The organism is Microcoleus sp. A003_D6 (assembly GCF_036702825.1).
Classification (GTDB): domain Bacteria; phylum Cyanobacteriota; class Cyanobacteriia; order Cyanobacteriales; family Microcoleaceae; genus Microcoleus.
Window position 1 is genome coordinate 16,436 of the sequence record NZ_JAUBWA010000015.1, and the last position, 20,047, is coordinate 36,482.

At 44.6% G+C, this 20,047-nt stretch carries 24 protein-coding genes; 9 read left to right on the forward strand and 15 right to left on the reverse strand.

Going from position 1 to position 20,047, the window contains the following annotated elements; translation table 11 throughout:
• The first annotated feature begins 149 nt into the window (after window positions 1-149).
• Window positions 150-671: a hypothetical protein gene (locus QUB70_RS06845; RefSeq protein WP_332979190.1), complete on the forward strand. Its 522-nt coding sequence runs from the start codon at window positions 150-152 to the stop codon at window positions 669-671.
• A 242-nt stretch (window positions 672-913) separates the two neighbouring features.
• On the opposite strand, the gene QUB70_RS06850 is transcribed toward QUB70_RS06845, so the two are convergent.
• Window positions 914-1,534 carry a Uma2 family endonuclease gene (locus QUB70_RS06850; protein WP_332979192.1) on the reverse strand — a complete coding sequence of 207 codons (621 nt, stop codon included), beginning with the start codon at window positions 1,532-1,534 and terminating at the stop codon, window positions 914-916.
• Window positions 1,535-1,684: 150 nt separating this feature from the next.
• Complete coding sequence (locus QUB70_RS06855; protein WP_332949736.1) at window positions 1,685-1,918, reverse strand: hypothetical protein; 234 nt, start codon at window positions 1,916-1,918, stop codon at window positions 1,685-1,687.
• A gap of 178 nt (window positions 1,919-2,096) precedes the next feature.
• On the opposite strand from QUB70_RS06855, the gene QUB70_RS06860 reads away from it, so the two are divergent.
• On the forward strand, window positions 2,097-3,182 hold the full coding sequence (locus QUB70_RS06860) for a hypothetical protein (protein WP_332979194.1): 1,086 nt from the start codon (window positions 2,097-2,099) through the stop codon (window positions 3,180-3,182).
• Here QUB70_RS06860 and QUB70_RS06865 read toward each other — a convergent pair.
• The 7 genes from QUB70_RS06865 to QUB70_RS06895 form a co-directional block, all read right to left on the reverse strand.
• Entirely contained in the window at window positions 3,124-3,546 is a 423-nt protein-coding gene (locus QUB70_RS06865; protein ID WP_332979196.1) for a hypothetical protein, read from the reverse strand. The genes QUB70_RS06860 and QUB70_RS06865 overlap by 59 nt on opposite strands.
• A gap of 58 nt (window positions 3,547-3,604) precedes the next feature.
• Window positions 3,605-4,726: a DUF6753 family protein gene (locus QUB70_RS06870; protein WP_332979198.1), complete on the reverse strand. Its 1,122-nt coding sequence runs from the start codon at window positions 4,724-4,726 to the stop codon at window positions 3,605-3,607.
• 594 nt (window positions 4,727-5,320) lie between these two features.
• Window positions 5,321-6,118 (reverse strand): mobilization protein MobD-like protein, encoded by a 798-nt coding sequence (locus QUB70_RS06875; RefSeq protein ID WP_332979199.1) that lies wholly within the window; start codon window positions 6,116-6,118, stop codon window positions 5,321-5,323.
• 43 nt (window positions 6,119-6,161) lie between these two features.
• Entirely contained in the window at window positions 6,162-6,674 is a 513-nt protein-coding gene (locus tag QUB70_RS06880; RefSeq protein ID WP_332979201.1) for a hypothetical protein, read from the reverse strand.
• Window positions 6,667-8,304 carry a hypothetical protein gene (locus QUB70_RS06885; protein WP_332979202.1) on the reverse strand — a complete coding sequence of 546 codons (1,638 nt, stop codon included), beginning with the start codon at window positions 8,302-8,304 and terminating at the stop codon, window positions 6,667-6,669. The genes QUB70_RS06880 and QUB70_RS06885 overlap by 8 nt, the downstream gene beginning before the upstream one ends.
• Before the next feature lie 245 nt (window positions 8,305-8,549).
• Window positions 8,550-8,783: a hypothetical protein gene (locus tag QUB70_RS06890; protein WP_332979203.1), complete on the reverse strand. Its 234-nt coding sequence runs from the start codon at window positions 8,781-8,783 to the stop codon at window positions 8,550-8,552.
• Window positions 8,784-9,377: 594 nt separating this feature from the next.
• The gene (locus QUB70_RS06895; RefSeq protein WP_332979205.1) at window positions 9,378-9,599 is read right to left on the reverse strand and encodes a hypothetical protein; all 222 of its coding nucleotides are present in this window, start codon (window positions 9,597-9,599) and stop codon (window positions 9,378-9,380) included.
• Between the two features lie 528 nt (window positions 9,600-10,127).
• Between QUB70_RS06895 and QUB70_RS06900 the strand changes: the two genes are divergently transcribed.
• The 5 genes from QUB70_RS06900 (at window position 10,128) to QUB70_RS06920 (ending at window position 13,186) form a co-directional block, all read left to right on the forward strand.
• On the forward strand, window positions 10,128-10,850 hold the full coding sequence (locus tag QUB70_RS06900) for a siphovirus Gp157 family protein (RefSeq protein WP_332979206.1): 723 nt from the start codon (window positions 10,128-10,130) through the stop codon (window positions 10,848-10,850).
• Window positions 10,851-10,979: 129 nt separating this feature from the next.
• Window positions 10,980-11,396, forward strand: coding sequence for a hypothetical protein (locus tag QUB70_RS06905; protein WP_332979207.1), 417 nt, complete (start codon window positions 10,980-10,982; stop codon window positions 11,394-11,396).
• 325 nt (window positions 11,397-11,721) lie between these two features.
• A complete protein-coding gene (locus tag QUB70_RS06910; protein WP_332979209.1) occupies window positions 11,722-12,021 on the forward strand; it encodes a hypothetical protein in 300 nt (99 codons plus the stop codon).
• Window positions 12,022-12,149: 128 nt separating this feature from the next.
• Window positions 12,150-12,782 (forward strand): hypothetical protein, encoded by a 633-nt coding sequence (locus QUB70_RS06915; RefSeq protein WP_332979211.1) that lies wholly within the window; start codon window positions 12,150-12,152, stop codon window positions 12,780-12,782.
• 86 nt (window positions 12,783-12,868) lie between these two features.
• Window positions 12,869-13,186 carry a hypothetical protein gene (locus tag QUB70_RS06920; RefSeq protein WP_332979212.1) on the forward strand — a complete coding sequence of 106 codons (318 nt, stop codon included), beginning with the start codon at window positions 12,869-12,871 and terminating at the stop codon, window positions 13,184-13,186.
• 110 nt (window positions 13,187-13,296) lie between these two features.
• Here QUB70_RS06920 and QUB70_RS06925 read toward each other — a convergent pair whose 3' ends face one another.
• A complete protein-coding gene (locus tag QUB70_RS06925; RefSeq protein WP_332979213.1) occupies window positions 13,297-13,521 on the reverse strand; it encodes a hypothetical protein in 225 nt (74 codons plus the stop codon).
• 265 nt (window positions 13,522-13,786) lie between these two features.
• On the opposite strand from QUB70_RS06925, the gene QUB70_RS06930 reads away from it, so the two are divergent.
• Entirely contained in the window at window positions 13,787-14,038 is a 252-nt protein-coding gene (locus tag QUB70_RS06930; protein WP_332979215.1) for a hypothetical protein, read from the forward strand.
• A gap of 136 nt (window positions 14,039-14,174) precedes the next feature.
• Here QUB70_RS06930 and QUB70_RS06935 read toward each other — a convergent pair whose 3' ends face one another.
• The 5 genes from QUB70_RS06935 to QUB70_RS06955 all read right to left on the reverse strand — a co-directional run bounded on the left by QUB70_RS06935 (window position 14,175) and on the right by QUB70_RS06955 (window position 18,782).
• Window positions 14,175-14,936: a peroxiredoxin-like family protein gene (locus QUB70_RS06935; RefSeq protein WP_332979216.1), complete on the reverse strand. Its 762-nt coding sequence runs from the start codon at window positions 14,934-14,936 to the stop codon at window positions 14,175-14,177.
• A 538-nt stretch (window positions 14,937-15,474) separates the two neighbouring features.
• On the reverse strand, window positions 15,475-15,954 hold the full coding sequence (locus QUB70_RS06940; RefSeq protein WP_442927725.1) for an Hsp20/alpha crystallin family protein: 480 nt from the start codon (window positions 15,952-15,954) through the stop codon (window positions 15,475-15,477).
• A gap of 202 nt (window positions 15,955-16,156) precedes the next feature.
• The gene (locus tag QUB70_RS06945; protein ID WP_332979219.1) at window positions 16,157-16,351 is read right to left on the reverse strand and encodes a hypothetical protein; all 195 of its coding nucleotides are present in this window, start codon (window positions 16,349-16,351) and stop codon (window positions 16,157-16,159) included.
• 427 nt (window positions 16,352-16,778) lie between these two features.
• Window positions 16,779-17,633 carry a hypothetical protein gene (locus QUB70_RS06950; protein WP_332979220.1) on the reverse strand — a complete coding sequence of 285 codons (855 nt, stop codon included), beginning with the start codon at window positions 17,631-17,633 and terminating at the stop codon, window positions 16,779-16,781.
• Window positions 17,634-17,897: 264 nt separating this feature from the next.
• Window positions 17,898-18,782 carry a macro domain-containing protein gene (locus QUB70_RS06955; protein ID WP_332979222.1) on the reverse strand — a complete coding sequence of 295 codons (885 nt, stop codon included), beginning with the start codon at window positions 18,780-18,782 and terminating at the stop codon, window positions 17,898-17,900.
• 209 nt (window positions 18,783-18,991) lie between these two features.
• Here QUB70_RS06955 and QUB70_RS06960 point away from each other — a divergent pair, with 209 nt between their 5' ends.
• A complete protein-coding gene (locus QUB70_RS06960) occupies window positions 18,992-20,005 on the forward strand; it encodes a DUF4384 domain-containing protein (RefSeq protein WP_332979223.1) in 1,014 nt (337 codons plus the stop codon).
• Window positions 20,006-20,047: the final 42 nt, after the last annotated feature.

Genomic DNA, 20,047 nt, shown 5'->3' on the forward strand with positions numbered 1-20,047 from the left:
CTGGTTAATTAGTTTTATGCGAGAATGCAAGCCACTTAATAATAGATCGTAAAACCGTTTTGCAATAAATCAAATAACTGTTTTTATTAAAAGGTTTTGATATTAAACGCGAGCGCGTTTGAGAGATGTTCCACTTGCAAATTATAATCATGTACGAACCTATTCAGCATTTTCTTACCCTCACAATGGAAACTGTGGTAATTTTTGGTTACGGTGGCTTAATTGTTCACTATGTCGCTAGGCTGTTAGCATCGAAGCAGATGAATCCTTCTGAAAAACTTACAGCAGAACTTGCCCCAGATTTTGTGCCTCTTCTCAATGAAATTGCTTCCTTTCCTGCTGTTGCCGAATGTGCAGCAACTCCAGAACCCACAGAAGAACAGCGCCTCACCTCTTCGCTACAAGTTAAAGCCGAATTTGCTTCTAATATTCAACTCGATACCGGCACATTAAATTTACCCTTCATTCAAGTCGATAGCCTCACTCTCCGACAATGCCGCACCGTTATTCGAGCGCTCAATTCCACTCTCCCACGAAATGAGCATATTCGCCTTAAACTAAACAAAAAAGATGTACCAACAGATTCGTTAAAATTTCAAATTAAGAAGCATTTTGAGCATCGACCGCAGCAAGTTTTCTCCCTAATTGAGCAAATTTTGAGAGCTAGTTAGCACTCTCGGGGAATCAACGATCCAATTATTGCTTTCTATCAATAAAACTTTTGGTAACGAGTTGATAGAAAGTTTTTTTGAGGGAACCCTTCTTTTCCTGACCAGGTTATTAGTTACTTTTTTCAGCGCCAAGGGGAATCAGACCCTTGCCCATCTGTTCGCTCAACTCGTTGAGACTCAATCCCCGTTCAATTGCGATCGCACGAATTTTCTCCATCCTACCGACGTTACCTGAATATAAGCTACATAGCAGCATATCTGCAGGCAGCGAAGATTTTTTGTGCGGTGAATTGCAAGTCTGGAAAGATTGATGAAGTAAGCCGATAGTCATTTTGAAACAACTGTTTTTGATACTCGTCTTCTCGCAGCGTACAAATAGTAACTGTCGGCTGTTTGGGCTTGCCAATATATTCTCTGCCACCAATGCCCAAATAGTCAACAATCCAATACTCAGGCACTCCTAGTAGGGCGTAATCTTCAACTTTGCGGGCGTAATCGTTCTGCCAGTTGGTACTAACAACTTCAGCAATCAGTTTAATAGAAGAACCTGATGTAATTACAGGTTCTTGGTGCCATAAAGGTTCATTAATTAGTCGAGTTTGGTCTAATACAAGCACATCGGGGCGAAAGGCTGTTGCTGTTCCTAATAGTTTGATGAGACAGCGAGGGGGGATAAAGTAGGGTATATCTAAGCGGTCAATTTCTACATTCAGTTTTCGTCCGATCAACCCGGATACTTGCTCGTGGGGTCCTGTTGGTTCCATTTCGGTTAATTCACCATCAATCAGTTCGTAGCAATCACTATCGCCGTAGTTGGTAATAAATTCATCAACAGTTATAAGTTTTGGAGGTGATTGAACCATTATATTTTTCCTGATACATTTACACGGCACAAAACCGTAATTTTTAACAAGTTTTTACATATAAAAACCCCGTCATTACTATCAATAAAACTTCTAGTAACGAGTTGATAGAAAGTTTTTTTATCTAACCTCCCTTTCCATATCTGGCGATTAGTTACTTTTTTCACCATTGCCAAGGGGAATCAGACCCCGGCCAATCTGTTCTATCAACTCGTTGAGACTCAATCCGCGTTCAATGGCGATCGCACGAATTCCCTCCCATCCCACCGACGTTACCTGAATATTCCTTTGCTTCTTGGGTTCTTCATAGCGAGGTTGTCCGCCTGAGCGGTTGAGATTGGCTAACGAGTTGGGATGAGGCTGGATTCCTTTACTAGGTGGCATAGCGTTGATAACGTTTCCCTTTTTCAACTATTTTCGCATTTTCTTGACGGTCTTCGACAGTCGCTATGTTATCGTTGAATTATTCAACGAAAATTCAGCCCGCGCCTAGCCATAAGCTGCGTACAATAGTCAGCGCGGGCGCGACTGGCATGAGACAAGCGAGTCAGGAATGCGTCAAATGCAATCAGAAGCCGACAATCAAGAGCAACAACCGTTAATCGTTTTGCCAGGGGGTGTTGGTGTGTACACCTCCTCCGTTGCTGAAGAACTGCGGATAGACTCTGAATTCCAATCCCTCATCCCTCCCCTAAGTAAGGGCGAAAAAGCAGCCCTGCAAGCCAGTATTCTGGAGGAAGGCTGCCGCGACCCGTTAGTAGTCTGGGCCGAGGAAAAGCTTCTCATCGACGGTCATAACAGGTACGCTATATGTACCGCGCACGGCATACCCTACCAAATTGTAGAGATATCTTTTGACAGCCGGAACGCAGTCAAGGTCTGGACAATCGCCAACCAACTGGGGCGGCGCAGCCTGACACCGGAATCTGTTAGTTACCTGCGGGGCACTTGGTACGAACTGATCAAGCAATCTCGCGGGGGCAAGCGTTTGGCAAACTGTCAAAATGACAGTTTGACAGATGAAACAGCGCGAGAACTGGGGGAACAGTTCAAAACTTCTCCCAGGACAATTTACCGGGATGCCAAATTTACTCAAGCTGTAGATGTCCTCAGTTCTATTGGAGGAGACGAAGTGAAGTGGAAAATACTGACCCGCTCTGCTGGGCTGACAAAGAAGGAAGTTCTTGCTTTGGCTTCGGATGCTCGCAGTCGTCCGGCTCAAGTTGCCAAAACTTTACAGGGGCGGTGCCCTTCGGTAAAGCCTGAAGATAAACCTGCCATCGCTCACCACCTGATGCTTAAAATGGGTGCCTTAGTGGAAGTGTACGCGCCAGATCGCGAAGATGTTAACGGCAGATTGGGCCGCATCCAGTCAGTTGGAGAGAAAACTGCCACTGTGTGGATGCGGAACATCCCTACCCTCACCATGCACTTGTACACCTTCAAACACTCAGCCCTCACTGCTGTGCCACTAGAAAATCAGCCCGGACTTCAAGAAATTTGCGATCGCACTGACCGACTTCACAAATTAGGAAATCTAGATCCGTTTGAGGTAGAAATTCTGAACTTGTTAGAAAGAGCAACGGCTCTTACTCCCACCGAATTGCAGTATTTAGAACAGATTGAGAACAGACACAAGCTTGATTGAGGGCCTCGCAACTATTATTGCTTTTGGGAACAGCAATAACTTCGGAAACTTTTGTTGATTCAGTTGATACTTCAAACACAGATTCAATCAATTTTTGTTGAGCTGCTAATTGTCGCAGTGAATAATAAGCTATCGCTCGCACTCGCTCAGAAGACTTGCTAGCATTTTTGGCAGCAAACGGCCCCCAGAAAGCACTCAGCACAATCTTAATCTGTTCCGATATTGGGTATGTTTGACTCAAACAGTAATCCCAAACCATATCATCGAATGGGTCGTCTAGTGCAACTAAAACACCCGATATTGGCGACTGCACTTGCTTCGGATTTTGGTCAGGTAACGGCTGATTGTTCAAATTGGCAATCATAGATTTCTCCTGTTAAGCTAACTTATTTACATCCCCTTCGCGACTTTAGTATTTGCCATCAAGGAACAAACTCTCGTTCTTGAGGGGAGCGAATCCACAAAGTACAAAATCCTTTTTGTGCAGGTTTACCCTCTACTGTCAGCGTCACCCCCAATCGATTTATCTCAGTTTCACACAGTTTTTTGCCACCTTTCTCGCTCAACAAAGCTTGATTCCAGCTCATAAATTGGCGAGCATATTTCCCTTCATTGCTGGTTGCCCACTGAATTGTATCGGCGTTCTTGCGAGCAAACTGACCCTCTTTGCTCAGCCCCCATTCGAGCGCTACGGCTTGTTCTAAAGTGAGCTGGCGTGGCCCTTTTGGGTCGAGTTCAGGCGCTGGAATGAACCGGGGCAGCGCTAACCCGATAAACGCGCCGATCGCCATTGCCCCTAACACCACCCCGCTCCCAAAAATCACCGACCAAATATCGTGAGCAACTTTCTCTAAAGCTGCTTGTCGCACTAGAGTGTAAACTGAGTTGGAAATGTGGCGATGTTGCACCTTAACAGCCGCTTTTCCCTGCCGTTCTAAAAACTCTCTGCTTTCTTTTTCCCAATTTTCAGTAAGCTGGCGAACTTGTTCCAATTCTTGAGAGATGACAGCTTGAGAATCTTTCAAATCACCTTGCCATTGAGATTGCCAATTCTTGAAAAACTGGTCAATCTCTTGCGGTTTTTTTTCTAACAGTAGTTCGAGTTGACCTGTCGCCAGCAATACGATAAAAAGTGGGTCATTTTTATTGAGGCCGTATCGGTAAGCTGTCTGAATGACGTGAGAGCGAAATTTGGAGTCTTTGCTCTTGAGTACCTGGCTGATTAGTGACTCAGTATCTCTCTCGTACATGGGAGGGGCAGATAAAGGATCTCGGTTCAGAGCTTCTCTTTCCCTCGAATCATCGTCTATGAGTTCCCAAAACTCCTCTTCATTTAGTTTACTCCCATCTGATTTCAATTTTTCTTCTACTGCATCTTTTGGGACTGTATCTGGAGAATCGGGCAAACTTTGCGAATTTTCAGCGGATTGTATGGAGTTATTTTTGGCATTATTAAGTCTGCCCTCTTCCTTTGGCGTTTCCAATATCTCGCCAAACTCTTCAGAGTCAACTTCGGAAAGTTCTTCTAAAAGTCGCTCGGACATTTAACCTCCTACCTAATCAAAATCCAGATATTTATGCTGTTCTACATCGCGCATTCTATAGTCTAATAAGCTTGGGATAACAACAACCTGGCTTTCTTTCATAAGTCTCTATATCCCAAAAATTAGTGAAATGAAATCCTTCTGAAAGCGCTAACCCAAGCGTATTTTTTTATTGTCTGAATTCACATTTTTTCCCTCCCATAACGAGTTCATTACACATTGACTGTTGTAAAATTTACAGTCCAGGACGTAAATTACCGGTTTAGACACTACCTGTAGTAGTAAGATGCGTTTCGGCACACCCAGCCCGCTGGCCCAGTGGTGAAGAAGTTCTTAAAACCCTCGAAATCTCTTAGCGGGCGATCGATCAATCTTCTTATTTTCAGAATTTAAACGCAATAAACAACGTTTATTGCTAATATCCAACGCCTGGGATAACACAACTGCGTTGATTGCACTCAGCCAGCGGGCTGGTTTCGGCACACCCTATCAGTAGAGTGTGTGCGTAAGCCTTAATTTAGATTCTTAAAAGCTTACGATACCTTTTTTACAAATTCCAGCCTCCTGAGACTTTAAAACCTATTGCTTATTTTGTTACTTATTTTGTTGCTCATTTTCTATTTGCATTTCCTCATTTTTTTTTTGTTCATAGGGCGCGATGACTTCTTTTTTATTGCGATTGGGTGCGTTGTTAAACAAACCTACATCTTCTATCAGACGGAAACAGTCTTCCAGAAAAGTATGCAATCGCTGCTGACTAATCAAGAAAAATTCAGAGTGTTTCATTGCTTGAGAAAATGACAATCGCTTCGTATCAATAAACTTGCGCTCTCTTGCACTCAGAGCCGGCAAATCTACCACAGGAATTCGGTAATTATTAATGAGCTTGTTCATTTCCTTATGGCTTTGTACGTGCGACCAATCTTTGCAAACTCCAAAATTGCGGACAAAAATGTGATTGAGCTGACCTTCAAAGTAGTTGAAAGAGTCAATAAACATTTCAATGCTGTCCGTCGTGCCCCCGCAAATAAACCACTTGCATACATCAACTCCTGACTGCTCTTTAAAATCAGGAGAAGTTAAATTAGCTTCGTCAATCCATTTGTTGATAATGCTGTAAACCCGAGCGGGTAAATTGACAATCACAGGAGTTTCTACTGCTGTTTCAAAAATAATATCGATATCGAAAAACTTCTCTTCATCTTCAACTAAAGCTACGATTTTTGCATTGTGTTCAGGATAGCGCTGCTGCACATCAGGATTTTGAAAATCACCATCAATTAACGTGTACAGCAGTTCATACTTCTGATTGAATTCAACCAGAATCCGAGTTAGCATCGACTTGCCAACGCCACCTTTCTCGCCGTCAACCAAGTGAATCATGTTAGTCATTTCATTCCTCCTTGCTGGATGTCTATTCAAGACTTAATAATTTTTAACTAAAGCTAGGCCCGACCATTGCTGGATCGAAACCAGCTAAGTTAAACGCGCTGTTTTCAAACTCAACTTCTCCCAAAAATTCCTCTGGTTCTTTTTCTTCGGGCAAACTTGCTGGATTTGAACTCTCAGGAGCAGTTAATTCTGCAGCAATAGATGTACCTGGATTCGATAAGTGAGGGAAAGTAGCTAAAGGAATTAAACCCGAAGAAATACCAGGGGCAATTGCTCCTAAATCGGTACAGTTAAATCCCGCATCTCGGCAAACTTCATCTATCTGCCTGAGCAAAAAATTAATGCTTTCTCGCCTCAAATACTCTAAGTCTGTACTAGAATGACTACCGCTATTGCGTAATGATGCTAACAGCCACCGCGCTTTGATTAGAGGTAAAATCGTTTCTTGGAAGCTAAAAAAAGGATGATTTTGCAGGTAAGATAGCAAGATAGCGTCTTCGGAATCTGGCAAAACTTGACAGCGCCAGCAAAATTCCTTGTAACGTTTTCTAGGCATAATTCCTCACCTTCTTTCCAGCACCTCGGTAGGGCCCTCCCAATAAGAGAGCTGCATCTAAGTTTGCTTCTGATTCCTCTAATGAAGGTTCTGTATTCGACGACTCATCACTCAATTTATTAGAATCATCTAAGCAGCTATCTTTGATACTTAAATCAGCCTTTTGTTTAGCACATTCTTCAGTGTTTTGTTTAGCACATTCTTCAGTGTTTTGTTCAGTAAATTCCTCAAATTTTTGTTCAGTAATATCTTCAGTCTTTTGTTCAGTAAATTCCTCAAATTTTTGTTGAGTAGGTTTCTTGGATTTTGGGTGAGTTGAGTCTTCAGATTTTGGGTGAGTTGAGTCTTCAGATTTTGGGTGAGTTGATTGTTCAGATTTTGGGTGAGTTGATTGTTCAGATTTTGGGTGGGTAGATTTTTCAGCAGATTCTTTAACACTCTGTATATCAGTCGGAGGGACTGGAGCATCTCCTGAAGTGGAAGCTGCATCTTCTCTCCTCTGAGAAGTTGCTACAACAGACCTTTGCCCCAGTGCCTCAAACTGAGATTTGAAGTAAGAAAATAGTCCGTAAACATCAGCGATGCGGCAACCTAAACCATCAGGATCGAGCGTTTTTGGCACTGTTATACCTGCGTGCCAAGACAGCGAATAATGAGAAAACTGATTTCGCAGTTCTGGCTTCATATATTCAGAAGTACCCCCGCAAAATACAATTTCATCTAAATCGGGCGGCAGCACTTCATTAATCCAATGAGATAGCATTCGAGCGTAGTCGAAGCGAGACAGTTTGACTGCTTCAATCAATTGGTCAACTTCTCGATCTTTCGCTGTCTCCTCTCGATTCCGAGCAATTCGGTAAAAGTAAGGGCGGTTGTAGCTTACGCCTGCTTGAGCGATTGATAAAGCCAAACGGGAAGCATCGTAGTTAGAGGTTCGCTCTTGAACTAGATCCACCAACTTTACCATTCCTAAGTCTGAAGTTTTGCCCTTACCGACAGCACCGCGTGCCGAAACTATTACCGAAGCATTGCGAAATCCTACCATAACAAAGGCAGTTACCCGCTGCTTGAAGGCTGAACCTAAGTTGCTGTTGTGGATCAAAGCAATGCCACCACCTTCTTGCAAAGCTTGGGTTTTGTCCAGGGTGACGGATAGCTTGCCGGTGGGTGTCTCAAATGAAGCAGAGTATTGACTTAATAGCTCAAAAAATTGCTTGGAGTCATTAAATTCGCCTGGGGGCAAGAAAACGGAGATCGCAGCGCTAAATTGATTGCCTAAATTTAACTTCCGCGACACTACCCACAAAGCTGCTAGAGCTTTGTACAAAGCGCTACTGTACTTCAGTCCCGCCAAACCGATGTGAGCATTAAATTGCGATGCTGCCAGGTAGCCAACGGCTCGGCATTCATTACCAATTGCCACCCAAGCAATATTTTCGGGAGATGCTGATGCGAGGTTGGGTTGTGTGAAACAATTGGCTATGTCTTGGCTCACTGGCCCCACCTGCGATTCCATTACAAAGGAGCTTGCTTTACTGCCTGCTTGCGAGCTTTGGCAGAAAACTCTAGTAGATAAGCCGCCAAAATCTATAGCCAGAATCGCATCTGGTATTGAGGATTTTTTCTTCATAAATGCTGGCTTTTATTACGTTATAAAATAATAGTATTGGCTTCAGTTTAAGTCTTACCTCACCAAATCCGGTGGTTTTGGATAATTAAAATAGCCCCCTCCAAATGGCGGGGGACAGGCTGCCTTGCAAGGAAAACATCTCGGTTCTTGCCGGTTGCTTTGCCCTCCCTACAAAGAGCAACTCTGCTAAGGTTGCGCTAATATGAAAGGCCAAAGATGGATTTTGATAACTATCCTGTCTTCGTTTAACTCAAGTTGAGCCTGGATTTCTGGATCTTCAAAGAAATAAATTGGGTACGGTAATCTTCGGGCAGCTTGATTTGATGTTTCCGCTCGAAACTTTGCAACTCGGCTTCCGCAAGCGTTTGCCTCAGTTTGTATTGGTGAGAATCTGCGCGTGTTCCGTGCAGATTTTTATCTTCTTGCTGCAAGGGTTGAAGCAGTGCTGCTAATTCTTTAATATTCTTTGATATTTTCAATTGCCGATTCCAGAGAGCAATCCATCATATCCCAGTCAATGCCATCATCGGGGAACAGCGATAATTGCCCGGGTGATACGTTGGATTGCCCGCGGTTGTGATAAGAAAGGTGACACGCAGTACAAAGGGCTATTAAGTTTTCTGGGCGGTTGTCCTCCGGTATTCTGTTGCGGTGGTGCACTGTCAAAGTTAGGGAACATCGTTCGGATTTAGTTAAACCACTTTTCTTACCAGGTCGGAGGCATTGTTGATTGCACTTAGCGCAGCGCCAGAGCGCACTTTCTTTCACGGATAACGCAATCTCTCGCCAATTTTTTGGATACCTTTTGGGTTTTGCCATAAACGTCAAAGCTCATCTCTCTATAGGGTGATCGCTTTTGTTGCCATTACTCAGAATACCGTCTCATCCGGGCCTAAAAGCGATGGCTCCGCCCCGGATGGAGCCTACGCATTCGGGGAGGCAAGGGCATGGCGGGCGGGTTGGGGTTGGGGTTTTAGTTTGGCTCGAAATCGGGGTTGGCGGCGATCGCGAATGGCGCTACAGCTCAAGATCCTATTAGTTTTTTCACTCCTTCAAGATAGAAAATCCTGATATTACCGAAACTCCTGTAGGCTTAAATACACTTGACTATCTAAGTAATTAATAATCTCCCGGCGTTGCGCTTGACTTAGATATGCTTTTGACCCTTGATACTTCAGTTTTAATTCTTCAACTCCATTTTCGATAAATTTCATTTTGCATTGACTGATAAATGTTGCTGATACATTTAATATTTTTTGAATTTTAGAACAAGGCATCCCCTCAATCCACATCATTACGGACATTGCTCGCTTCAGTTCTCGCTAAAGGAGGGGTTGCTATCGATAAAATCACTTAACTCTTTTAAAGGTTGTTGCTCACACATATTGTTTTTTTCACTGAGATTCAGTATGCAAGTATTATACTCCACAACCATTATAAAGTATAAACTTTGGTGAATCATTTAGGATTGCTATATGCGGTCAAGTGATTGCTGCTGCTGTGACAGAAGACGGCGAAACAATAGGGCTGACAAAAGCTCAGTTTCAATTAGTTGCGGCTAATCTGACTTTGGTTATCATCCTGTAATAAATTCTGCCTCAAGTCCGTACTTGGGGCAACTCGATTATTTTAAAAACTACCTAATAACACATAACTAATAACTAACACAACTAAAACGAAATGGCTATCGCAATGGGTGCAAACAACAATGGTGAGAACATCATGCCCAGAAAGAAGACGCAATTACCTGCCTCCCAGGAATCTGTTACATCGACTGAATCTACGCGCCCAACACCTCCTTATTGGATGCCATTTGCACTCAATTGCTAGCAGCATCAGAACAGGGAATAGAAGCACTGACCGCCCTCAAAGCTCAACTAACAGCACAGCACGACACCCCGGATACTCCTGAATCCTACTCAATTGTGCAGCAAGCGTGGCAACACATGAATCCAGAGCAACGCGCTCTCATGGATAGTCGCTGCGATGCTCACCGAGAAAAAGAACGAGTGCGCGGTAAATCATTACACCAACTCACCGCCGAACTGGAGGACTTTGATGAGCTAATCGACAGCATCGAAGGTGAAGAAATCACACCCGAATTAGAAGCAGCCGTGCAACAACTACTCGAACAACGCGATAACACCCACGACCAATGGCTCATCAAAGTAGACAATTACTGCGCTGCCATCACCAACCGCCATGCTCTGAGCAAACAACGGAAAGCTGAAGCAGAACGCCTGAGTAAACTAGCCGCATCGGATAGCACACGGGTTGATTGGATGAAGCAACAACTCAAGAAGTGTCTCGAATCCCAGGGTGTGAAAAACCTGAGCTTACAGCGTTTCCACTTAACTATCAGCAAGAATGGCGGAGTGTTGCCCATCAAACTCGCTTGTGAAGTAGCACAACTTCCTCCCCAGTCTCAACGCATTGAGGTATCAGCCGATAACTCCGCTATCCGCAAAGCTTTGGAATCAGGAGATATCGAAGCTCAGGAAATTGCACAATTCGGAGAACGTGAAACCCACTTGAGTGTGCGGTAATCTTAGCATTAAAGCCTAAGAATATTCTGGGTGACAAAGCTAAATTGTCAAACTTAAATGTTAAAATATAAACAAAAATAATGGCAAAATAATGGCTACCGCTAGTGTAGAAAAAATAGTAAGTTAGAGGTGACACCATGCACTTTAGGTTTAGATTGCGCTCAAATGGGTTTAGATGAATGCGGAGAGTGCATCAATGAAGAAAGTTGCCACCACTACACAGAAGCTTGGAATTTGTACGAGATAGTGCTACTCAAAGGATTACCAGGAGCGGTGTATATATGCTGGCCTGGCAGAGATGCGAATACCGAATGGAGGAATGAGCAATGGGGATTTAAGCACCTCAATAACTGCGATTGGTTACACTACACAGCATCATTGAATACCTTTGCCCAGTGGCAACACGCCTATTACAAATTTAGCTCTAGAAAGAACACCAAGTACGTTCGCAGTGACTTATTTGATGAGTTTGAAGCGTTGAGAACGCAGGTAGACACGGAGTACGGGAAACGCCAAGAAAGCAGCGCTCTCATCCTATTTGAATAACAGAACACATAAAAATGACCAGAAACATTCACACATTCCTCAGAACGGCTTACTTCGTGAGATGCCGTCACCCTTCCCATCACGAACGATGATACACCTTAAAGCATCATAAACTTGAGGGCATCATTCAAGTTTGGTTCAACTCTTTTGAGCTGTTGGATGAGGCAGAAAAAGTTTTGAGAACAGAAGGGCTTGAACTAAAGATAACTTTGGCTTATCAATCTAACGACTGTTTTCTTTCGCTCGATTGTTAGATAGCTACTACACTCTTTGATTAATGGAGTCATAAAATATGCAAATTTTCTCATTGAGAAAGTACAATCCCATGTCTCATTCCAATCGGATGGTATCGCGCTCTGAGTATCCCTACCGCTATCACGACAATGTGTATAACTTCAAAAAAATGGTTTATCCAATCAACCCGTTTGAGGATGGGGTATGGATTGAAGCTAGTCGGGTTCCGCCTGAAGTGTTCGTGCAGTCTATTAAAGTAGAGTGGATTCTGAGAGATGCCAAAAATCCTTGGCTGAATGCCATCAAAAATGATTCATCAGAAATGATGATTCGTGTTGATGCCCAATGGATTAAAACATTTAAAATATCCCGCTGTTTGGGAGGTAACTAAAATGAAGTAACAACAAAATAAATAGCAATTAGTTGTTGATTATTGACTTAAACAACGGTAAATAGTGAATACACGAAAGGGCAAAAAACCAGCGTTTCCATGCCCTTTTACTTGAACAAGGAGGAATCATGTTAGGAACACACTTCATCGAACTACCCGTAGCGATGCCACCCATGTTACCTGAAATGGTGGGAGCCAGCAACACTCAATACTTTGCTCTTTACTATCAAGGAAGCAAAGCAACATGGAGCAACGGCAGGGCAATGGCTACATTCAGCTACTACGCCGTGTATGCGCCTCTAATCGAACACATAGCGCTAGCAATTTACTTAGAGCCTTACAACTTAGGTTCCGATGATGAGTTGCCAGAACACGCTATTTTATGCGACTGCGTTCGCAATAAGATGTATGTAGGTGCGTACAAAGAAATCGATTATTTCCTGTTACAGCAGCATCCCCATGAGCCGTCCCAGTTGACCGCCCAAGAGTTTGAAGAAGCCGTGAAAGCGGTGGAAAGTATGACCTTAGAGCAAATGCAGCGTTTGGGAATGTTCGAGATGTTCGGCAACACCAATCCCCAAGCGCGCCAACAAACCGTAGAGTTAGTGCATTGGCTAGACCAACAAGTCACCGAGGAATTGATACAGCAGTACATAGAATTGGCGAAGCGGGGCAATTACACAGCGATGATGGCACTAGAAACCCTCAAACGTAGAATGGCGGAAGCTAGGAAGCAACAACAGGAATTAGAGAAAAATTAAATTATCTATGCCGAGGAAGTATCAATATTACAGCCTCGGCATGGGTATAAAAAACACTGATAGTGTAGCGAACGCGGAGTTAGCCCATGAAACGCTCAACTTGGAGAGATGCTGCCATCCATAGCATTGCCAACGCTCTTTTAGAGTACGAAGCTCAATGCTTACTCCTGGGAGAATCAATAGAAGGGAAACTAGCTAAGAAATGGGGGGTATCAAAAGAGCGCTATCCCTTTGGATTTAGAGAATACAGACCGTACAGGATATGGCTGCAAGAAGTTGCCAAGATTCCCTATTTCATTAGCACGGGATGGCCTGCTGCATCTTATCCGGGGTGGCGTAACGGACTCTCAAGGCGCAACCGAAGATGCAATGCAGTCAGCGACGGACAGCTCAGCTTATTCTAAGCAATAGTCTCGCTTACTGCATTGCTTCGCTCAGAGACGCAGCAGATCGCTAATCTTGTCCTACCGCTACATCACAACCTTTGTGTTTTCTACGTTTACGGCGTTTGCACCTACCGCGGCGGGGATTGCAGATAGGGCAGAGCAAGCGGTTGTTGTGGAGCTTCTTTAGTTCCCGTTCCCGACTCCACCCCCCGCGCCAAGTCCTCACCAACACCAACTCCCGCCCTTGTTCCACCGCCGATGCAGGTGATTCGCGCTCCCACTTTGGATTTGTGTTCCCTCAACCGATCGCCGATGAGCAACGTATTTTTATAAATCTTGGGGATCTCAGCCAACTTGATTCTGAAAGAATAGTTGAACTGCTCCAAAACTTTCTAAATCTACCTAAATCTTGAGTAAAGTCTGAGATGGAAAACAGCTTTTCTAGATACCCCTCCTTGAGGCTGTGAGCTATCCACCACCCATGCTGGGGAACTTGCGTTGGCCAGGTAATGATGGATAGCAGTACAAGAATAAAGTTGTAAGTTTTAATGTTAGGGGTGAGGAAGTTCACAGCTTGAGTGGCTGCGGCCACCATCTCTCAATCACGAGGAAAAGGGGATGGATCAGGTAACTTTAAGGCAAATGGCGATGGCTACGCTTTCACAAGTTGGCATCCAATTTGATGAAGCTAACGTAAAGGCGGAGATTGAGGATAACTGGTTTCTTGGTAGCATTGAGCCAACCAATCAACTTTACTTTGTGCATTTGCTAGTTGACGGACAAGGGCGGGAAGAACGGGGGCGACATGGTTGGGTAGAGTTCAATTGGAAAGGAGAGGTGCTCCCGTTGGGATCTGCTGGAACAGGATGAATATGGTAACCAAGAAATTGCCAGCAGCAATGATGGGATTGAGTACGATCGCATGAATCCCCCTATCCGTAAGCCCATGCCCATTCGCTATCGACCGCTCTTACCCCCTCCAAGTCCCACACCATAAGGGCGGTAGTTAGTGCATATCGCTATGCCCTAACAAGTCTCCATCAGCCACCATTTCTGAGAGAAATGTCAGGGGATTGCTCATATCAGCAGCGAAACCAAGGATGGCGCGATCTCGATGCTCGTAAATTAAATCTCCCTGAGCATTAAACAAGAAAGTTGCGCCTCGTTGAGTGAGATAAGCAGCATTTGGAACATAGGTTTTCCAATTACTCAGCACTTCTCCCATATTCCGCAACCGCAAAGTTGCCAATTCAAATGGACGTTGAAAACCCTTGCCACCTGCCCACCGGAAAGTGGAGCCTTTGAGGGGTGGAAGAGGAAAAGCCTGGATAATTTCATCATCACCAATTAATTGAGGTGCTCTGGCGTCGCCTCGGTACCCTCTAAATACTTCTGCCAGAGTGCCAGGGCTACCAATCCCCGCACACATGAACAATAGATTCAGGTAAGCATTCACAGCAGCCGATAAACCGGGTAGTTTTAACGATAAACCTGGATACAGGTCAAGTTGTTGGTGCAGTTGACTGGCGGGATCTACAAACAAACAGTCGGTCGGAAATCCTGTATAGCCACAGAATCGCTGACCCGAGGAGAGTGAGCCAATTCCCACAGCTCGAATTGTTATCCCTTGTGCTTCAAGCCGTTGAGCGTCCCGTCGCAACCACCAAGCATATTCAAGGCTGTCGAAATCTCCCAATTGTGGCAAAAGCAGCACCAATTGCCTCGTAGAGGATTCGCAACCGCTGGCTGATGGGTAAAACGGCTCCATCACTCACCCGTTGGCGTTCGGTTTGGCTCAAGAGGGTATGGATATTCATCGGCTATGATCTATTGAGGAATTGGGAAAGTAGAAAATCATCAGTTTTTGAACAGACGCTTTATTCACATCAAATCGGGCTGCTGCTTTCCGAATTGATGTATCACCTGGTTGAGACGCTTTAACTATCCCGCTTGAGCTGGCAGGGTCTGTCTAGCTGTGCTACTTTACCACAGACGAGCCTCGGATGGGAGGCGATCGCCAATGCTCCTCCGGTTCGCAGACTCAATGAAATTGGTGCCGACAAGTGTGAAATATTTTAGCCGACTAACTGAAATAACCGCCAGTTCCCGGCATCTATAGGTAGTTTTTCGCTCGGGTTTCCCCAATAAAAAATACCGAGAGCAAGTGTAGCTCCCGGTATCAACTTTTCCAGTTCCGTTGTTGTTAAGTAAATCCAATTAGGGTCAATGAAAGGAAAATTTGCCTCACTCGATTAAGCACAGCTTTCTGCGTACTGAGTTCACCACTAAACACGCTTACCCCATCGTTATTGGTGGTTAGCCTGTCCCCAAGCGGGATTTGTTGAAGCTCCAGCAATTTCGGCCAAATTAATCTTGACGACTTTATTGCGGGCTTCAGTCACTTTGGGCAGCGTTAGCGTTAGAATGCCATCTTTGTATTCAGCTTGCACGGAGTCGTTTTGAATGTGTGCGGGCAAGGGAAGCACTCGGTGGAATTTGCCATAGCGGAATTCAGAGCGGACGCAGCCAGATTTTTCGTGTGTGTTTTCGTAGCGGCGTTCGCCAGAGATAGAAATTGCTTCGCGGGTGACTTGAACGTCAATGTCTTTGGGGTCAATTCCAGGCAGTTGCGCTTTTAATACGAAGTTGTCTCCAGCATCAACCAATTCCAGAGCTGGCATCCAAGCGGCTTCTGAGTGATCTCTCGCTGTTGCCCGTTGGTCAAAAACTTTATCGAGTTGCTGGCGGAGCGTTTCAATTTCTGCGAATGGTTGCCAAGAGCGCATCAACATAATCTGTCACCTCAAAGATTGGTAATGCTTTATAACGAAAGTTTGGGTTGAAGCTCGTTGCTTACAGTTATTATAATGCCGATTTTTTAGTGGTAACAACAGTCAGGAAAACCCTACTGGGTTGGTCGTATTTGCCAGAATTAGTGCGAAAGAATTAGGGGTAATTCGTAGTGAAGAAAACCGTACAAAGCTATTCCTAGAAACCGAAATGCTGTGGTAACGCCATGATGAACTTGCCGAGCGAACCCTGAACAACGCGATCATCGAGGGAAGTATCGCTGGTGTTAACCGTACCACAAGCGCGGTGTGGGTGATGTGTAGCAGGGTAAGGACGTGCAGATCGGGCGTGAGCGGCTTCCCCATAGCCATCGCTGTATGAGTGCGATCGCATAATCCCACTCTTAAAAACAAAGTTTTGATATAGCTAGCTGCGGGAGTGGGAGTCTCACATTAACGCCTCCACAAGCGGGGTGTTACCCACAGCTAGCTAATAAATTCTCCCAAGCAGTGATTTCAAGACAGCCAAGACACCTTCATTGTCTAACGACTAGCGTGCCACCTGCTTGAGAATGGCTAGTAAGGTGTGATGCAGAAACAGAAAGTAATAGATACCGGAAGCAGCCAAGCTCCCAACAAGCATCACTGGATCTTCCAGATACTTGGCTATAACAATGAACGCGCCCAGGAAGATTAACACAACCATAGCGGTGTGAGGGTCGAACATGAGGAAAAAGGCTCCTTTGTCTGAAACTATTGCAATCCAGCATAGGTACTCAGCCCTAGTGTCAGATGCAAAGCGATCCAGATTTGAAGTTTTGTTAAGCTCTGCGGTAAATGCCGCCTGCCTTATGCGTGCAAAGCAATTCCCCATTGTGCCACGCCCAACCGTGCAAATTGCGGCTAGCTGACACTCCTAAACTCAGTGCTTCCCACGACGATTTGTTGTAGGCAACCAATTGCTTGCTGAGCACTGGGTCATTTTTTGCCTCAATTTGGCACGTCCACAGAACCATCCCAATCCAAGAAAAACCAACTTTGTGCCAAACTAAGTTTGTTTTTAATCTCTGCTCCTCTGCCTTCTTAAGTTCTGGGTAAGTACCATCCAACTCGGATCGAGCTAGAAGTTGAGTGTACTGCTTACCCACTTGCCTCCACTTTTTCATCGGAACGTCATAGTAGGGTTCCAGGCATACAGAGAAAGAACTGTCCACATCTTCTTTTAAAGTCTCTGCAAATAAATCATAGGCTGATTGAAATGGATATTGTCTCAGGCTAGCTTGGTGAAAAAATTTGTACCAAAAATGGGCTAAGGGCTTGGAAAAATGCTCCACATAACCCGTCCAGATTTGGAGAAGTTCGTGGCGTTTTTTGACATATTTTTGGGCTACTTCGCAAAGCTCCCACCGAGATTTGTACTCGTTAACGCAGCAGTTCATTAACTCAGCTTTTCGTTGAGAAATCTCTTGCCGTTTTACAGCTTCCTCAAGTGGGTAATAGTCCTGAACAAGCCACTTTGATTTCCAGCACTCAGCCAAAAGAAGCTGGGTTTGTCTTGCTTTGTGCCATTCCTCTATCTGAGCTGGTGTCTTAGCTTGCTGTAGGAGGCGATCGCTGGGCAAGCTAGCTATAAGTTGGGCAATTTGCTCGTATATTTCAGGGATTTTTTGATTCATTAGATAATTCGGGATAAAGTGGAGGATTTCGGACGGCACAAACTAGGGGGGGATTGCGGGCGAGCGAGGAGGCAGCGATGGCTCAGCCCAGGCTTACGCCTACGCATTCGGGGAGTTTGGGCATGGCGGGTGGGTGGGGGGTTTTGGATTTAATTTTAGTTGGCTCCAAAACACCTATGTTGCTTGTTGAATAACTCTGTTATATCTCGGCTTTCGGCGAACAACATAGCCAAGTAAGGTCTTCTCAATACCTCTTATAAAATTTCAAAAACAAGCTGATTTCAAAAAATCTTCCAAGACGTAAAAGTCCGTACTGTCTAAGTCTCTAGGATAGATAACTAAAGTTAATTTTCTGGTTACAAACTCTTTCTTAGAAGCCACCACAAATGAAAGAATAATTAACTTGGCTAGTGCCATCCGAGGCAAGTTAGTACGAGCTAAGTCTGCTCCAATAACAGGGATAGCCACGTCTATCCCGTGACCCCTCCGACGCACCTCTTCCCAAAGATGACTCAAAGAATTCCAGATTTCGTCAGCGTTTGACTGAACTTTCAGATCGTTACCCATATAGCCGTAAGCTGTCCAGAAGTAGCGTTTGTCGGGGGAACCCAGCGCTATGGTAGTGCCGATTGGGTAGCGCCAAAACTTTCCCTTCTGTTTGTTAGGTTCTTTTGTACGTTGAGCTTGGTAGGTCTGCAAAGCAGCTTCGATGTCTGCATCTAACCTGGTACGGTCATCGCCATAAATGCGCGTGAGAAACTGGCCCTGCACGCTTGAAGGTTTGATCACTTCTCCTAGTTCCGTATCGAAGACATCATTAGCGCCTATGACTAAATGCCCAGGCTCGTCAAACAGATCGCCGAGCTTAATTTCTACAACCGAGTTGGGGGAAGACAGAGCTTGACACACCGACATACGGGGAAAATTCTGAACAACTGCGATCGCTAAGGACAGTGCTACCAGTCCAAAATAACCAATCCAGCCAAAATTCAGATACTGCGGAAAGAAGAATGCCCCAGGCTCAATTAATAGCCACAAAAGACCAAAAATACTGAGAAAAGAGCTGCCTATTCGTCTAAATCCGATTTGAGTTAAGAGTTGCAGGTAAACCATCGCTTCTAAAGCTTTTATCCTGGGTCTGGTGTACATTATCATTATCGAGAACAAATTTGCCGTAGAAGCCGAAAGTGTATGAGATGGAACAAAATTCCCGTTATTCTATACCTGCTCTATACTTATGATAAAAACCAATAGCTGAGGCACTGCTACCAGTTTAGCTTTACGAACGTCTGTTTATTTGTCTTTTTAACAGTCTTCTAAATCGAATATTATGCAATTAGATGTGTCGATAATAAACAATGTCGCAAGTAGATCTGCTAAAAATATTCCTGGCTTCACCGAGCGATGTAGCTAAAGAACGTGACTATGTAATAAAAGTCATTGATGAGATCAACCGTACCACAGCTCCTAGTAAAGCTGTGAGGCTAGAGGTAGTCCGCTCTGAAGAGAACGCCTTTCCCGGTTACAACCCTGAAGGCGGTCAAGCTGTACTCAACGCACAGATTGCCAACATGGAAGAGTATGCGTTGTTTGTCGGCATCATGTGGAACCGTGTTGGAACTCCAACGCCCCGTGCTGAGTCCGGAACCGTTGAAGAATTTGAGCGGGCGATCACAGCTTTTGAGCGCAAGGGGCAGCCTCATATCTGGTTTTACTTTGGAGAGGCACCCACACAGCTCAATACGGAAGGAGAATTGGAGCAACGGCGAAAGGTACTGAGCTTCAAAAACAAAATTCAACCTCGCGCTTTGATCCGCGACTACAAAAACCCCCCGAACTTTCGCGATCGGTTCCGCAACCATATAACGCTGTGGTTAAACGAGCGCCAAGCACCACTTACCCTCGAACGACTCTGGCAACAATTAGTAGATCGAGCCACTAAAACTGACAAAATGAAACCGGAGATTGCTAATAATTTGGGTATGTGGAATCCTGCGCCAAAAGTACCAAGAGGCACACCGTTCCACTTCGTAGTTAATCTTCCGACTTCAGGTTACTTGATTCTGCTGGAGAAGAACCCTGAAGGGCAAATTTGGTGCTTATCTCCGTCTTGTTTAGCACCGCCGTTACGTTTAGAAGCAGGACAGGTGAAATTACCATTAGTTTATCAAGATACTTTTACAGCAGATAGTGTGGGTAGAGAGCAGATGGTTGCAATTATTGCCCAGGCCAAGCTTACTTTAGGTTGGTTGCCAGAGAGTGATGATGAACCTTTGGAAATGCGGAAGGAGCATTTAACTGAATTACTGGAGTATTTGGAAAGTAGTTCGGAAGTTCAAGTTTTATTTGCGGAATATCGAGTCACAGAATAATTGATTTTCTAAAGATCGAGAGTTAAAGAGATGGACAAACAA